Annotated in this window: 15 protein-coding genes; 10 read left to right on the top strand and 5 right to left on the bottom strand. The window is 70.9% G+C overall.

Going from position 1 to position 15,030, the window contains the following annotated elements:
* The first annotated feature begins 3 nt into the window (after window positions 1-3).
* The 4 genes from QFZ26_RS07350 to QFZ26_RS07335 are packed head-to-tail and all read left to right on the top strand — an operon-like array spanning window position 4 to window position 3,415.
* Window positions 4-369: an SHOCT domain-containing protein gene (locus QFZ26_RS07350; RefSeq protein ID WP_307040695.1), complete on the top strand. Its 366-nt coding sequence runs from the start codon at window positions 4-6 to the stop codon at window positions 367-369.
* Window positions 366-1,508 carry a type III polyketide synthase gene (locus QFZ26_RS07345; protein ID WP_307040694.1) on the top strand — a complete coding sequence of 381 codons (1,143 nt, stop codon included), beginning with the start codon at window positions 366-368 and terminating at the stop codon, window positions 1,506-1,508. Before QFZ26_RS07350 ends, QFZ26_RS07345 begins: the two co-directional genes overlap by 4 nt.
* A 1-nt stretch (window position 1,509) precedes the next feature.
* A complete protein-coding gene (locus QFZ26_RS07340) occupies window positions 1,510-2,244 on the top strand; it encodes a methyltransferase domain-containing protein (RefSeq protein WP_307040691.1) in 735 nt (244 codons plus the stop codon).
* The gene (locus QFZ26_RS07335; protein ID WP_307040690.1) at window positions 2,231-3,415 is read left to right on the top strand and encodes an FAD-dependent oxidoreductase; all 1,185 of its coding nucleotides are present in this window, start codon (window positions 2,231-2,233) and stop codon (window positions 3,413-3,415) included. Before QFZ26_RS07340 ends, QFZ26_RS07335 begins: the two co-directional genes overlap by 14 nt.
* Window positions 3,416-3,445: 30 nt before the next feature.
* Here the strand turns inward: QFZ26_RS07335 and QFZ26_RS07330 are convergent, their stop codons facing one another.
* Entirely contained in the window at window positions 3,446-3,886 is a 441-nt protein-coding gene (locus QFZ26_RS07330) for a nitroreductase family deazaflavin-dependent oxidoreductase (protein ID WP_307040688.1), read from the bottom strand.
* Between the two features lie 116 nt (window positions 3,887-4,002).
* On the opposite strand from QFZ26_RS07330, the gene QFZ26_RS07325 reads away from it, so the two are divergent.
* Window positions 4,003-4,875 (top strand): alpha/beta fold hydrolase, encoded by an 873-nt coding sequence (locus QFZ26_RS07325; protein WP_307040686.1) that lies wholly within the window; start codon window positions 4,003-4,005, stop codon window positions 4,873-4,875.
* Window positions 4,876-4,952: 77 nt separating this feature from the next.
* On the opposite strand, the gene QFZ26_RS07320 is transcribed toward QFZ26_RS07325, so the two are convergent.
* Complete coding sequence (locus QFZ26_RS07320; protein ID WP_307040684.1) at window positions 4,953-5,663, bottom strand: YceI family protein; 711 nt, start codon at window positions 5,661-5,663, stop codon at window positions 4,953-4,955.
* Window positions 5,664-5,769: 106 nt separating this feature from the next.
* Here QFZ26_RS07320 and QFZ26_RS07315 point away from each other — a divergent pair, with 106 nt between their 5' ends.
* Both QFZ26_RS07315 and QFZ26_RS07310 read left to right on the top strand, forming a co-directional pair.
* Entirely contained in the window at window positions 5,770-6,273 is a 504-nt protein-coding gene (locus tag QFZ26_RS07315; RefSeq protein WP_307040682.1) for a hypothetical protein, read from the top strand.
* A 149-nt stretch (window positions 6,274-6,422) separates the two neighbouring features.
* Window positions 6,423-8,648 (top strand): ATP-dependent Clp protease ATP-binding subunit, encoded by a 2,226-nt coding sequence (locus tag QFZ26_RS07310; RefSeq protein ID WP_373460695.1) that lies wholly within the window; start codon window positions 6,423-6,425, stop codon window positions 8,646-8,648.
* A 15-nt stretch (window positions 8,649-8,663) separates the two neighbouring features.
* On the opposite strand, the gene QFZ26_RS07305 is transcribed toward QFZ26_RS07310, so the two are convergent.
* Window positions 8,664-9,926: an MFS transporter gene (locus QFZ26_RS07305; RefSeq protein ID WP_307040680.1), complete on the bottom strand. Its 1,263-nt coding sequence runs from the start codon at window positions 9,924-9,926 to the stop codon at window positions 8,664-8,666.
* Between the two features lie 69 nt (window positions 9,927-9,995).
* Between QFZ26_RS07305 and QFZ26_RS07300 the strand changes: the two genes are divergently transcribed.
* The 3 genes from QFZ26_RS07300 to QFZ26_RS07290 are packed head-to-tail and all read left to right on the top strand — an operon-like array spanning window position 9,996 to window position 13,110.
* Window positions 9,996-11,555 (top strand): carboxylesterase/lipase family protein, encoded by a 1,560-nt coding sequence (locus QFZ26_RS07300; protein WP_307040678.1) that lies wholly within the window; start codon window positions 9,996-9,998, stop codon window positions 11,553-11,555.
* 26 nt (window positions 11,556-11,581) lie between these two features.
* On the top strand, window positions 11,582-12,631 hold the full coding sequence (locus tag QFZ26_RS07295; RefSeq protein WP_307040676.1) for a zinc-dependent alcohol dehydrogenase family protein: 1,050 nt from the start codon (window positions 11,582-11,584) through the stop codon (window positions 12,629-12,631).
* On the top strand, window positions 12,628-13,110 hold the full coding sequence (locus tag QFZ26_RS07290; protein ID WP_307040672.1) for a heme-degrading domain-containing protein: 483 nt from the start codon (window positions 12,628-12,630) through the stop codon (window positions 13,108-13,110). Before QFZ26_RS07295 ends, QFZ26_RS07290 begins: the two co-directional genes overlap by 4 nt.
* A gap of 15 nt (window positions 13,111-13,125) precedes the next feature.
* Here the strand turns inward: QFZ26_RS07290 and QFZ26_RS07285 are convergent, their stop codons facing one another.
* Both QFZ26_RS07285 and QFZ26_RS07280 read right to left on the bottom strand, forming a co-directional pair.
* A complete protein-coding gene (locus QFZ26_RS07285; RefSeq protein WP_307040670.1) occupies window positions 13,126-13,728 on the bottom strand; it encodes a nitroreductase family protein in 603 nt (200 codons plus the stop codon).
* A 188-nt stretch (window positions 13,729-13,916) separates the two neighbouring features.
* A complete protein-coding gene (locus QFZ26_RS07280) occupies window positions 13,917-14,990 on the bottom strand; it encodes a threonine aldolase family protein (RefSeq protein ID WP_307040668.1) in 1,074 nt (357 codons plus the stop codon).
* Between the last annotated feature and the right edge of the window lie 40 nt (window positions 14,991-15,030).

Below are 15,030 nucleotides of genomic sequence, written 5' to 3'. Positions count from 1 at the left end.
AAGATGCCATTCAGGAGATTCGGACGCCCGGCACTCAGGATCGCCGCGCGCACCGCCGTCGTCGCAGGCACCGCCGCCGTCGTGAGCGGCGGAGTGGCGCACCACCAGCAGGCGAAGGCCAACCAGGAGTACGAGGCGCAGCAGTACGAGGCGATGCAGCAGCAGGCGCAGATGGATGCTGCGGCGGCGAACGCGGTCGCGCAGCAGCAGGCCGCGATGGGCGTCGCCTCGCAGCAGGCTGCCGTGGCACCCGCCGCCGCGGGCGGCACCGACCTCGTCGCCGAGCTGCAGAAGCTCGGGGCGCTGCGCGATCAGGGCATCCTGAGCGACGACGAGTTCGCGGCGGCGAAGGCGAAGCTGCTCGGGTGACGGTATCCCTCCGGGCGATCTCGACGGCGGTGCCGTCGACGACGCTGGTTCAGCCCGAGGTGCGCGACGTCTTCGCGTCGCAACCCGGGCTGAACCGTCTCGCACAGCGCATCGTGGCGACCTCCTTCAACGTGTCGGGCATCGAGACCCGCTACACGGTGCTCGAGGAGCTCAGCCGCGACGCGCACCCCGAGGTGCCGGTCTTCTTCGACGTCGAGAGCGGCGAGCTCCTGCTGCCGGGCACCAAGGCCCGCAATGAGATCTACGCCGAAGAGGCGACGAAGCTCTACGTGGGCGCCGGCCGGGCGGCGCTCGAGCAGTGCCCGGGCGTCGAGGCATCCGACGTCACGCATGTCGTGACCGTCTCGTGCACGGGCTTCTACGCGCCAGGGCCCGACTTCATGGTCGCCCGCGAGCTCGGGCTGCCGGCGGGCGTGCAGCGCTACCACCTGGGCTTCATGGGGTGCTACGCGGCGATTCCCGCGCTCCGGCTCGCGGCACAGCTCTGCGAAGCGGATGCCTCGGCGGTCGTGCTCGTCGTGAGCGTCGAGCTGTGCACGCTGCACCTGCGCTCGTCGAACGACCCCGACACGATCGTGGCCTCGTCGCTCTTCGCCGACGGTGCCGCCGCGGGCATCGTCACGTCGCGTCCGCCCGCCGACGGCGAGCGCACGCTCGACCTCGACCGCTTCGCCACCCGCATCACGCCCGTCGGCGAGGGGGACATGGCGTGGAAGATCGGCGACCACGGCTTCGAGATGGTGCTCTCGAACGCGATCCCGGCGATCATCGACGAGCACATCACGGGGGCCCTCGAGCCGCTGTTCGAGCACGACGCCGCGCTCGCCGAGGCGCTCGCGACCGACGGCTCGAGCGACGCCGTCGAGCACTGGGCGATCCATCCGGGCGGCCGCAGCATCCTCGACAAGGTGGAGTCGCGGCTCGGCCTCACCGAGGCGCAGCTCGTGCCCGCGCGTGAGACGCTGCGCGACTACGGCAACATGTCGAGCGCGACCGTGCTGTTCGTGCTCCAGAACATCCTCGAGTCCGAGGCCGCCGGCGACGGCGATCGCGTCGCCGCGATGGCGTTCGGCCCGGGCCTCACGGTCGAGACCGCGCTCATGACGGTGCGCGCCTGACATGACACGGGCCGGGCTCGCGGCGCTCGCGGTGCGCGACGACGGCGCGCGCGAGTTGATGGACGACGCCGGCGCCGACCCCGCAATGCTCGACAAGACCTACGCGCGGTTCCGGCTCGTCAACGCCGTCGTCTCGGGCGAGCGCGCCGTGTACCGCCGTTGGGTGCGACCACGGCTCACCTCGAGTCGTACCACGCGAATGCTCGACGTGGGCACGGGCAGCGCTGACCTTCCGCGACGACTGCTGCGCTGGGCCGAGGCCGACGGACTCCGGCTCGAGGTCACCGCGATCGATCCCGACGCGCGAGCCATCGCCTGGGCCTCGGCGCAACCCTCACCGCCGGGGCTCATCCTGCGGCGCGCCATGAGCAGCGACCTGGCCGACGCCGGCGAGCGCTTCGACCTCGTCGTCTCGAACCACGTGCTGCACCACCTCGGGGGGCACGAGCTCGGCGCGCTCCTCGCGGACTCCGAGCGGCTGCTCGGCCCCGGCGGCATCGCCGTGCACGGCGACATCGAACGCAGCCGCCTCGGCTATGCCGGCTTCGCGCTCGGCACGCTGCCGTTCGCCGGAAACCTCCTCTCGGGCACCTACATCCGCCCCGACGGGCTCACGTCGATCCGCCGCAGCCACACGGCCGCCGAGCTCGCCGCGACGCTGCCGCCGGGCTGGCGCGTGCGGCGAGCCTTCCCGTCTCGCCTCGAGGTCATCTGGAGCGCGGATGCCGCCGGCTGACCCGTCGGCCGCAGCCGAGCCGCACGAGCCGGCCGAGCCGCACGAGCCCCGCCACGTCGTCATCGTCGGCGCCGGCGCGGTGGGCCTGCTCCTCGCCTGCCTCCTCGCGAAGCGCGGGATCGACGTGGTCGTGCTCGAGCGGCGCATCGAGCGCGGCGGGCGCTCCCGCGCCATCGGCATCCACCCGCCCGGCCTCCGCGCGCTCGGGCTCGTCGGGCTCGAGCCCGCCGTGCGCGCCCGTGGCGTCGAGATCCGCAGCGGCCGGGTCACGTGCGACGGGCGCGTGCTCGGGGCCCTCTCGTTCGCGCGGGCCGGCACGGTGTGGTCGCTGCCGCAGCTCGAGACCGAGCAGCTCCTCGAGCGCCGGCTCGAGGAGCTGCGGCCGGACAGCCTCCGCCGCGGTGTCGAGGTGACCGGGCTGCGCGACCGCGGCACCCACATCGAGGTCACGGGCGAGGCGGCCGGCGCACCGGTGCGCGTCGGGGCGCGCTACGCTGTCGGTGCCGACGGGGTGCGCAGCGGCATCCGTGACCTGCTCGGCCTGTCGTGGCGGCCGAGGCGAGGGCGGGCGCACTACGTGATGTGCGACACTCGCGACGACACCGGCGAGCCCTCGACAGCCCTGCTGCACTTCGAGCGGGCGGGCGTCGTGGAGTCGTTCCCGCTTCCCGACGGCGGCCGGCGCTGGGTCGCGAGGTTGCGTCGCCCGCCGGTCGCGCCATCGGCCGAGCAGCTCGCGACCATCGTGCGATCGCGCACCGGCGCGGCGTTCGACGTCGAGGCGGCAGGCGAGCCGAGCGCGTTCGAGGCGCGGCAGCACCTGGCCGAGCGGATGTCGCGTGGACGCGTCGCCCTCGTCGGCGACGCCGCGCACGAGATCAGTCCCATCGGCGGGCAGGGCATGAACCTCGGATGGCTCGACGCCGTGCGACTCGACCACGAGCTCGCCGCGGCGCTCGACATCGGTGCGCCGTTCGAGGCGTTCGGCGCCTACGATCGCGCGCGTCGCAGCGCGGCCACGCGAGCGATCCGTCAGGCGGCGTTCAACATGGCGATGGGCGCCCCGGCCCGGGGCATCCGCCTCACCGCTCGCAATGCCGTGGTGCGCGTGCTCGCCGTGCCGCCGCTGCGGGTGGTGCTCGCGAACGCGTTCACGATGCGCTGGCTCTGAGCGCGCAGCCCGTGCACCGCTCTTCCCCGCTCAGACCACGATGCGCGTGAGGACGAACACCGGGATCAGCCGGTCGGTCTTCTCCTGGTAACCGGCGTACGCGGGCCAGACCTCGAGTGCGCGCGCCCACCAGAGCTCGCGCTCGTCGCTCGACACCTCGCGTGCGACGTAGTCGTGCTTCTCGCCGCCGTCTTGCAGTTCGACGTGCGGGTGCGCGCGCAGGTTGAACACCCAGGCCGGATGCCTCGGCGCGCCGCCATCGGAGCCGATGATTGCGTACTCGCCCTCGTGCTCGACGCGCATCAGCCCGTTCTTGTGCAGCTTGCCCGACTTCGCACCGACGTTCGTGACGACGACGATCGGCTTGCCCCGCAACATGTTCGCCTCAGTGCCGCCGGATGCCTCGAACGCCTCGGCCTGCTTGCGCGCCCAGGCGGACGTGCTCGGCGCGTACTCTCCCTCGAGTGGCATGTGCCCTCCTGTCGTCTTCTCATCGCAACCGATTGCGGCCGCGGCGCATTCCGATGCGCCATCCACCGTTGCAGACCCGGTGGCGCCGATCGTGCGACGATGGCAGGCTCGGCAGGGTGTTCGAACAGTTCCAGACGACCGTGGTCGACACCGGCGCCGCGAGCATCTTCGTGCGTCACGCCGGCAGCGGTCCTGCCGTGTACCTGCTGCACGGGCATCCCCGCACATCGGCGACGTGGCACCGAGTGGCACCCCTGCTGCTCGAGCACGGATTCAGCGTCGTCTGCCCCGACCTGCGCGGGTACGGGCGCTCACGCGGACCGGCACCCCAAGATGACCATGCGCCTCATTCGAAACGGGCGGCCGCGTCCGACATCCGCGAGGTGGCCCGCCAGCTCGGTCATGACCGGATCCTGCTCGCGGGACACGATCGCGGCAGTTACGTCGCGATGCGTCTGACGCTCGACCACCCCGACCTCGTCCAGCGGGTCGCGCTCATGGACTGCATTCCGATCACCGAGCACCTTCGGCGGACCGATGCACGCTTCGCGACCGCCTGGTGGCACTGGTTCTTCTTCGCGCAGCCCGACGTGCCGGAGCGGGTGATCATGGCCGATCCCGAGGCGTGGTACCGGCCGAAGGCCGACCCCGCGACGATGGGCGCGGCCAACCATGCCGAGCTCATGACCGCGATCCGCGACCCGGCCACCGTCCGGGCCATGCTCGAGGACTATCGTGCGGGCCTCACGATCGACGCCGACGATGAGCGGGCCGACCGCGCGGCCGGGCGCCGGATCGAGGTTCCGCTGTGCCTGATGTGGTCGACGCGAGACGACCTCGAGGAACTGCACGGCGATCCACGACTGATCTGGAAGGACTGGGCCGACGACGTCGAAGGGCACCGCATCGAATCGGGCCATCACATGGCGGAGGAGGCGCCTCGCGAGGTGGCAGATGTGCTCGGGGAGTTCTTCAGCAGGGATCGGTGACCGCCGCCGCGAGGCCCGCAGGCGTCACGGAGCGTCGGCAGCGGATGGGCGTGCGCGATCGGTGGTGATCGCGCAACTCAGGCGGGGCGGATGACGAGCGAGAACTCGATGAAGCCGTCGGGCTCGACCGACACGAACCCGAGGTTCGGCGCCTCGACCCCGAAGTCCGCGAACGTGATCGGGATGCTGCCGGCGACCTGTCCGTCGGTGCTGTTCAGCACCGCCTCGAGCTCGACCGTCACCGACCTCGTCACGCCGGCGATCGTGAGGTCGCCCGTGGCGCTGATGGTCTGCACGCCGCCGACGGCGGGCGGGGCGGCCGCGGTGACGGTGTCGGTCAGCACGAACGTCGCCGTCGGGAACTGCGACACCCGCAGCGCGTTGTCGCGGAAGTAGGAGTCGCGCGAGCTCGAGTCGGTGGCGATCGAGGCGACGTCGACCGTGAGCTCGGCTCCCGTGAGCTCGAGCCCTTCGACGGTGAGCAATCCGGTGACCTCGTCGGTCCGGCCCGTGACCGTGACATCCGTGCCGTTCAGCACTTCGTCGACGCGGTAGCCCGCGAACGAGCCGTCGGCCACCGTCCAGTCGCCGGAGAGGTCGGCCGGGTCGATCGCGGCGTCGGTCGCAGCATCGGTCGCGCTCGGCGCCGCAGTGACGGTGGGCGCGGCATCCGCTTCGCCGACGATGACGTCCCGATAGAAGATCGGGGCCGCTATCGCCGCCACGCCACCGAGCAGCAGGGCGCCCGCGACGATCGAGGCGGTGATGATCTTCGTACGTCGCTGCATGCTGCTCCAAGTCGTCGGGCTTCCAGCCTTGCCGACGAACGTCTGAGGAACCATGGAATTCGCCGCGAACCTGCGCGCATGACGGCGGATGACGCAGAATGGCGCCATGAGCGACGCGCCCGACCTGTCCGATCCGCACGTCCTCGGCCCCGGCCTGCTCCCGACGCCCTTCACGGCCGACGAGATCCGGGCGGGATGCCCCGACGGGCGGCTCATCCGACTGCTCGTGGAGCCGGGGCAGGGCGAGCCGTTCGAACGCGTGAACCGATTCGCCGAGGGCGACGAGTCCGGCGCGGTCATCGAGCACTGGCGGGTCGGCGCCGATGGCGGCGTCGAGGGCGAGATCGAGCGGGAGCGGTCGACGTGGCTCGAGCTGCAGGAGCACGCGGCGTTCCCATCCGATCGCACGACGCGCTCGCGCGAGACGCTCGAGCTGCCCATCGGGCGGGTCGACTGCCTGCGCTACGACACCCGGCTCGGGCCCGGCGCCGAGAGCCCGGTCGCGACGTTCTGGTTCGCGCTCGGCCACGCCGGCATGCCCGTGCGCTTCGACGTGCCGACGCCCGACGGCGTGGTAAGCACGAAGATGGTCGCCGACGTGCGCGGCTGAAGCGACGGCACCCGCGCTGGCGGCCAGGGGCTGGCGTGCCCCGAGGCATCCGCCTAACGTGAATCGGGGGAGATTCGGTCGGAATCCGGAATATCAACCCTCCCGGCAAAGTTGAGTCTAGTAGGCTCAAGTTTGAAGAAGGGATTCCCGTGGCGAACATGCAGGGCGCGCCGAGCTCGCAAGAGGAGCAGAAGTCGGCGCTCGAACAGTACGGCGTCAACCTCACCGAGATCGCGAAGGCGGGCAAGCTCGACCCCGTCATCGGGCGAGACGCCGAGATCCGGCGCGTCAGCCAGGTGCTCACCCGGCGCACGAAGAACAACCCGGTGCTCATCGGCGAGCCCGGCGTCGGCAAGACCGCGGTCGTCGAGGGGCTCGCGCAACGCATCGTCGCGGGCGACGTGGCGGAGTCGCTCAAGAACAAGCAGCTCATCGCGCTCGACATCTCGGCGCTCGTTGCCGGAGCGATGTACCGCGGCCAGTTCGAGGAGCGCCTGAAGGCGGTGCTGAAGGAGATCAACGACGCCGAGGGCCGCATCATCACGTTCGTCGACGAGCTGCACCTGCTCATGGGCGCGGGCGGCGGCGAGGGCTCCGTGGCCGCGTCGAACATGCTGAAGCCGATGCTCGCCCGCGGCGAGCTGCGCCTCATCGGCGCCACGACCCTCAACGAGTACCGCGAGTACGTCGAGAAGGACGCCGCGCTCGAGCGCCGCTTCCAGCAGGTCTACGTCGGCGAGCCGAGCGTCGAAGACACCGTTGCGATCCTCCGCGGGCTCAAGGGACGCTACGAGGCGCACCACGGCGTGACCATCTCGGATGCCGCGCTCGTCGCCGCGGCATCCCTCTCCAATCGCTACATCTCAGCGCGGCAGCTGCCCGACAAGGCCATCGACCTCGTCGACGAGGCGATGTCGCGCCTCAAGATGGAGATCGACTCCTCTCCCGTCGAGATCGACCAGCTCAAGCGCCAGGTCGACCGCATGCGGCTCGAAGAACTCGCACTGAAGAAGGAGAAGGACGACGCCTCGAAGGAGCGGCTCGCGAAGCTGCGCGAGACCCTCGTCGAGCAGGAGCGCGAGCTCGCGGAGCTCGAGGCGCGCTGGGCGCGGGAGCGCATGGGACTGAACCGTGTCGGCGAACTCAAGAAGCGACTCGACGAGGCGATCACCGAGCGCGACCGCGCCATGCGCGAGGCCGATTACGCTCGCGCCTCGAAGCTCGAGTACGAGACCATCAAGCAGCTCGAGCGCGACCTCGTCGAGGCCGAGCAGGCCGAAGATGCGCCCGACGAGCCGCGCATGGTGAACGAGCAGGTCACCGAAGAGGACATCGCGCAGGTCATCGCCGCGTGGACCGGCATTCCCGTCGGCCGACTGCTCCAGGGCGAGACCGAGAAGCTGCTGCACCTCGAGTCCGAGCTCGGCAAGCGGCTCATCGGCCAGAAGCGCGCCGTCGCCGCGGTCGCCGACGCCGTGCGTCGTTCGCGCGCGGGCATCAGCGATCCGAACCGGCCGACCGGCTCCTTCCTCTTCCTCGGCCCGACCGGTGTCGGGAAGACCGAGCTCGCGAAGGCCCTCGCCGACTTCCTCTTCGACGACGAGCACGCCATGGTGCGCATCGACATGTCGGAGTATGGCGAGAAGTTCTCGGTCTCACGCCTGGTCGGAGCGCCCCCTGGATACATCGGCTACGAGCAGGGCGGCCAGCTCACCGAGGCCGTGCGCCGGCGCCCGTACTCGGTGATCCTCCTCGACGAAGTGGAGAAGGCGCACCCCGAGGTGTTCGACGTGCTCCTGCAGGTGCTCGACGACGGGCGCCTCACTGACGGCCAGGGGCGCACGGTGGACTTCCGCAACGTCATCCTCGTGCTGACCTCGAACCTCGGATCGCAGTACCTCATCGACCCGACGCTCTCGTGGAACGAGAAGGAGCAGGCGGTGCTGCAGACCGTGCGGCAGGCGTTCAAGCCCGAGTTCGTCAACCGGCTCGACGACATCGTCGTCTTCTCGTCGCTCACCGAGGACGAGCTCGGCGAGATCGTGAACCTCTACATCGACCGGCTCTCGACCCGCCTGCACGAGCGTCGCCTCGAGCTCGGCGTCACGCCCGACGCCAGGGCGTGGCTCGCCGAGCGCGGGTACGACCCGCTCTACGGGGCGCGGCCCCTGCGCCGGCTCATGCAGCACGAGATCGACGATCGCCTCGCGCGGGCCCTGCTCACGGGCGAGATCCGCGACGGCGACCACGTCATGGTCGCGCTCGCCGACGATGGGGAATCGCTCACGGTCGCGAAGGCCGAGGTCGTGCTCGGCGACCGTGACGCAGGGCCGGCCGACGACGACGTCGTCGATGCCGAGATCATCGACGAGTGAGGCTGGTGGGCGGCGTCAGCCGCTGACCGACTCGGGCGTGGGCACGCCGTTGGCGCTCGCGGGGATGCGGCGCTCGAGCGCGGTGGAGAGGACGCCGATGCCGAGGCATCCGACGACCATGACACCGATGTAGACGGCGTCGAGACCCTGGTCGAGCAGTAGGCCGGCCGCGATCGGCCCGGCGATCGCCCCACCCTGGAACGCCGCCGAGTTGATGGCGTTGTAGCGGCCGCGGTTGTGATCGGAGGCGAGGTCGTTGTAGATCGCGGGCACGGTGGGTTGCAGCAGGGTCTCGCCGAAGGCGAACACGCCCATGAACGCCAGCACTCCGATCGCGGCCGCCAGCGAGTCGGGCAGCAGCCCCGCCGCGCCCAGGATCAACCACGATGCCGCCCACACGAGCGCCATCACCCACATGACGCGAGTGCGCCGCTTGCCGGTGATGAGCCTGAGCACCGTGAACTGCAGCAGGACGATGACCACGGTGTTGACGGCGAACGCGAAGCCGATCACCTGGGTGGAGACCTCGGCCACCTGCCGCGCGTAGGCCGGGAAGCCGGCCTCCATCTGGCCGTAGCCGATGAACATCGCGAGGAAGGTGAGCAGCGTCAGCCACAGCACAGCGGGCTGGCGAAGGATCTCGCGGTAGCCGCCGACGGGCGGCGCGCCGTGGTCGGGCACCGACTGGGTTCTCACGTGTCGGAGCGGCCCGAGCAGCAGCGCCGCCGGGATGAGGCAGCTGATGGCGTCGACGAGGAAGATCACCGTGAACGTCTCGGGGGAGTCGACGTCGACGTAGAACCCGCCGATGATGCCGCCCACGCCGATGCCGAGGTTGACGAGGGCGAAGTTGACGCCGAAGTACTGCTGACGAAGGTCGCCCTTGACCACCGCGGCGATCAAAGCGTTGAAGCCGGGCCACGAGACGCCGAAGTTCACCCCGATGAGGATCAGGCCGACGGCCGCGACCGCGGGGTGGGTCGCGAAGGCGAGCAGCGTGCAGCCGGCGATCATCGCCGCCAGCCCGACGAGCAGGATCTTGCGGGCGCCGAACCGGTCGATGAGGGTGCCGCCCGGGCCCGTGACGATGAGACCGACGATGGCGATGAGGCTCATCAGCGCGCCGGACAGGCCGAGGTCGAAGCCGCGCACCTCGTGCAGGTAGATGATCGTGAACGGCAGGGTCAGCCCACGGCCGAGCGTCTGGATCGCGACGGTCGACAGCAGCCATCGCCCCTCACGGGGCAGTGCGCCCCAGAAGCTCCTGATGCTGATCACCAGAGCATTCTGCCGGACTCCACCGACATCGCACACCCGGGGTTCACCTTCCGGCTCTACGCTGCCGTCATGCTGTTGCGTGAGGGGACGCCACGCGAGCTCGTCATCGAGACGGACGCGGGTGCCGTGCGAGGAACGCGGACGAACGGGGTGCGGCGCTGGCGGGGCATCCCGTACGCGGCGTCGACCGCCGGCGACGCTCGTTTCCGTGCGCCGCGGCCGGTACCCGGTTGGGACGGCGTGCGCGATGCCGAGGAGTTCGGCCCGGTCGCTCCGCAGAAGCGGAAGGGTCAGTTCATCGGCGCCGCCGGCCACCTGCCGCGTAGCGAGGACTGCCTGACGGTGAATGTCATCTCCCCGGACGACGGCGATGCGCCGGGTCGAGGGCGGCCCGTCATGGTGTTCATCCACGGCGGCGCGTACAGCGTCGGCTCATCGGGCGAGTACCCGCGCCAGGGTGAGCGCCTCGCGCGCCGCCATGGCGTCGTCTATGTGAGCCTCAACTACCGGCTCGGCGCACTCGGCTGGATCGACTTCCGCGCCTACTCGACGTCCGAGCGACCGATCGAGTGCAACCTCGGGCTTCGCGACCAGGTGGCCGCCCTCGACTGGGTGCGCCGCAACATCCGCGCGTTCGGAGGCGACCCCGGCAACGTGACGCTGTTCGGCGAGTCCTCGGGCGCCAACGCCGTCACGACGCTGCTCACCGTGCCGGCCGCCGAAGGGCTGTTCGCGCGCGCGATCGCCCAGAGCTCGCCCGCGAACGCCGTCTACCTTCCCGAGACGGCCGCGCAGTGGGCGCGCGAGTACGTCGGGATCCTCAGCGGGCTCGTCGATGACGACGACGTCGAGAGCGAATCGACGGATGCCGCGGCGGCGATGCTCTGCGCGGCCGACCCGATGCTGCTCGCCGAGGCGACGACCGCGCTCAGCATCCGCACGCCTGATGAGCACCCCGGCACGATCAGCCTCGCCCCGGTCATCGATGGCGACGTCCTGCCGCACCGCCCACTCGACGCGTTCCGCGACGGCCTCGCGCACCGGGTGCCGCTCGTCATCGGAACGAACGACCGGGAGGGCTCGTTGTTCGAAGGACGCATCGGCATCCTGCCGACGACGAAGACACGTATCCGTGCCATCTTCGCGAACACGAGCAAGAAGGCGCGCAAGGCGATCAAGCGGCAGTACCCGGGCCTGCCCGAGCGACGACCCGCCGCCGACTTCGGCGGCGACTTCACGTTCTGGTTCCCCACCGTGAAGGTCGCCGAACGCCACTCGCGCTTCGCGCCGGTGTACTGCTACCGCTTCGACGCAGCGCCGCGCACCGCCAGGCTCCTCGGCCTCGATGCCACGCACGGGCTCGAGCTCTTCGCCCTCTTCGAGAAGTTCGACACCCCCGTCGGCGCGGCGCTCACGCTGCTCGGCGGGCGACGCATGTTCCGCGAGGTCGGGCGACGGATGCAACGGCACTGGGCCGGTTTCGCGGCATCCGGCGCTCCGGGGCCCGACTGGCCGCACTACGACGAGCGGGAACGACGGACCCTCGTGTTCGATCGCGTCGACCGCGTCGAGTTCGACCCGCGACGCGGCAAGCGGCTCGCGTGGCAGGAGTTCGTGCCGCACGTCTGAGGGGCGCCACGCGTAGGCTCGGGGTCATGCTTGCGACTGTCATCCACGCCCCACGTGACATCCGCGTCGAGACCGTGCCCGATCCCACGCTCTCGACCGGCGGCGATGCGATCGTCCGGGTGGTCGCCGCGTGCGTGTGCGGCTCCGACCTGTGGCCCTACCGCGGCATCACCCCGACGCACGAGGCGCACCGCATCGGCCACGAGTTCGTCGGCGTGGTCGAGGCGGTCGGGCCGGATGTCGCCGCTGTCGCCGTGGGCGACTTCGTGATCGCCCCGTTCTACGTGTGCGACAACACCTGCATCAACTGCCGCAACGGCGTCACCACCTCGTGCCTGAACGGCGGCTGGTGGGGCGGCGACGACCAGCTCGGGGGGTTCGCCGACGGCGGCCAGGGCGAGCGCGTGCGCGTGCCGCTCGCCGACGGGACCCTCGTGTCCGTGCCCGGCCCGATCGCCGACGAGCAGGTACCGGGGCTGCTCACGCTCTCCGATGTGATGGGCACCGGGCACCACGCCGCGGTCTCGGCCGGCGTCGCGCCAGGCGACTCGGTTGCCGTCGTCGGCGACGGCGCGGTCGGGCTGTGCGCGATCATCGCGGCGAAGCGACTGGGGGCGACGACGATCATCGCGATGTCGAGACATCCGGAGCGCCAAGCGCTCGCCCGGGAGTTCGGGGCGACGCACATCGTCGAGGAACGCGGCAGCGAGGGCATCGCCCGCGTGCAGGAGCTCACCGACGGCATCGGCGCCGACCGGGTGCTCGAGTGCGTCGGCACGAAGGAGTCGATGGACCAGGCCATCCGCTCGACCCGCCCTGGCGGCATGGTCGGCTACGTCGGCGCCCCGAACGGCGGGCCCGAGCTGCCCGTGCGACCGCTCTTCAACCGCAACGTGGGCGTGAACGGGGGCATCGCACCGGTGCGCGGCTACATCGAGGAGCTGCTGCCCGACGTGCTCTCGGGGGCGATCGAGCCCGGCCGGGTGTTCGACCTCGAGCTCCCGCTCGCCGACGCGGCCGAGGCGTACGCGGCAATGGACGAGCGCCGCGCGATCAAGGTGCTGCTGCGGCCATGAGCGGCTCACTCGACCTGCTCGACCGGCTCCTCGCCGAAGAGGCGGAACTCCAGTTCAGCCGCTTCACGCTCGACGATGCCTGGGAGCTCGGCGGTCGCCTCCGTGCCGCGGCGGTGGCGGCGGGGCATCCGGTCGCCATCGCGATCTGGTTCGGTCCCCAGCGCGTCTTCCACACGGCGCTTCCCGGCGCGAGTGCCGACAACGACGCGTGGCTCGATCGCAAGCACCGCGTGGTGCAGCGCTTCGGGCATGCGTCCATGCTCGTGGGCGAGGAGTTCCGCGCGAAGGGCGAGGACTTCAACACCAACGCCCGACTCGACCCGGGCGAGTACGCGGCGCACGGCGGGGTGGTGCCGATCCGCATCGTCGGTGCCGGCATCATCGGGGCCGTGGGCGTCTCGGGGCTGCCCCAGGAAGACGACCATGACCTGGTGGTCGAGCAGCTGCGGGCGTACCTGCGCGAGCAGCGCGCCGGCTGAGTCGGCTCGCGCCGACTACTCGCCCGCGAGCACGAGCTCGGCGAGCGGCTTGCGCAGCCGCGGCGCGACCTCGCGCTCACGCAGCGGGGCGGGCAGCGTGTCGGGGTCGCCGAGCACGCCGATCGCGGTGATCGAGACGACCTCGAGGCTCGGGGCGAGGTGGAATGCGGCGTGGATCTTCGCCGCGTCGAAGCCGCCCATCTGGTGGGTGTGCAGGCCCTCGTGCTGCGCCTGCACCGTGAGGTGCGCGACCGCCTGGCCGAGGTCGTACCGTGCCCACGGCCGGGCCTTGCCTTCGACGTCGACGGTCTCGGCGACGTTCACGATGAGAAGCGCGGCCGAGTCGGCCCAAGCCTGGTTGAAGCCGGCCATCGCGTCGTGCACGGTCGCGAACGCGGCGGTGCCGCGGCGGGCGACGATGAAGCGCCACGGTTGCACGTTGTTCGCCGACGGGGCCCAGCGCGCGGCCTCGAGGATCGTGCGGATGACCGTGGGGGCGACCTCGGCGGTCGGATCGTAGGCGCGTGGGCTCCAGCGCTCGACGAGTGGGGTGATGAGCGGCGCGTCGGTGTCGGCGTTGCGCGAGCTGTTGGACGTGAGGTCGGTGATGAGCGTCATGCGAGTGCGGCTTTCTGGCGAGCGAATGGATGCCGGGGCATCGTCGTCCCGCCCGGTACAACGCCGCGGGCCATCCGTTATTCCATGTTTATGCATGCTCTCAGGAAGGCAGCCGAGCCCGCACTCGAGCGGGCCGAGGCGGGCTCAGGGCGGGCCCAGGGCGGGCGCGCAGGCCGACGCGAACGCGGCTAGGCGCGCGCGAGCTCCTCGCGGATGCCATCGACGAACGCGTCGATGTCGTCTTCGGTCGTGTCGAACGAGCACATCCAGCGCACCTCGCCCCGCGCGGCATCCCAGTCGTAGAACCGGAAGCGCTCGCGCAACCGGTCGGCCACGCCCGCCGGCAGGGTCGCGAAGACGCCATTGGACTGCGTCTGCTGGGTGAAGCCGAGGCCGGGCAGCTCACCCGCGGCGATGCCCGCATCGAGCGCGTCGCGCAGCCGCCGGGCCATCGCGTTGGAGTGGCTCGCGTTCTCGAGCCAGAGGTCGCCCTCGAGCAGCGCGATGAGCTGCGCCGAGACGAAGCGCATCTTCGAGGCGAGCTGCATGTTGAGCTTGCGCAGGTACTTCAGGCCCTCGGATGCCGCGGGGTTCAGCACCACGATCGCCTCGGCGCCGAGCGCCCCGTTCTTGGTGCCGCCGAAGCTCAGCACGTCGACGCCGGCGTCGCGGGTGAAGGCCCGCAGCGGCAGGTCGAGCGAGGCGGCGGCGTTCGAGATGCGCGCGCCGTCCATGTGCAGCTTCATGCCGTGCTCGTGCACGTGGTCGGCGATCGTGCGGATCTCCTCGACGGAGTACGCCGTGCCGAGCTCGGTGGTCTGCGTGATCGACACGACGAGCGGCTGTGCGCGGTGCTCGTCGCCCCAGCCCCATGCCTCGCGATCGATGAGCTCGGGGGTGAGCTTGCCGTCGGGCGTCGGCACCGTGAGGAGCTTGATGCCGCCCACGCGCTCGGGCGCACCGCCCTCGTCGGAGTTGATGTGCGCGGTCGACGCCGAGATCACCGCTCCCCAGCGGGGCAGCATCGACTGCAGGCCGGTGACGTTCGCCCCCGTGCCGTTGAAGACGGGGAACGCCTCGACGCCGTTGCCGAAGTGGTGGGCGAACACCTCTTGGAGGCGCTCGGTGTAGACGTCTTCGCCGTAGGCGACCTGGTGGCCGCTGTTGGCGGTCGCGATCGCGAGGAGGACCACCGGGTGCACGCCCGAGTAGTTGTCGGAGGCGAAGCCGCGGAGGGCGCTGTCGTGGAGCTGATCGGTCACCGACCCATCCTCCCACCTCGGCGCAGTGCTGCCCGTTCGG

The sequence above is a fragment of the Agromyces ramosus genome (assembly GCF_030817175.1).
In the GTDB taxonomy this organism is placed as follows: domain Bacteria; phylum Actinomycetota; class Actinomycetes; order Actinomycetales; family Microbacteriaceae; genus Agromyces; species Agromyces ramosus_A.
Note: the sequence above shows the minus strand (reverse complement) of the source record. Positions and strands in the feature narration are given on the sequence as shown.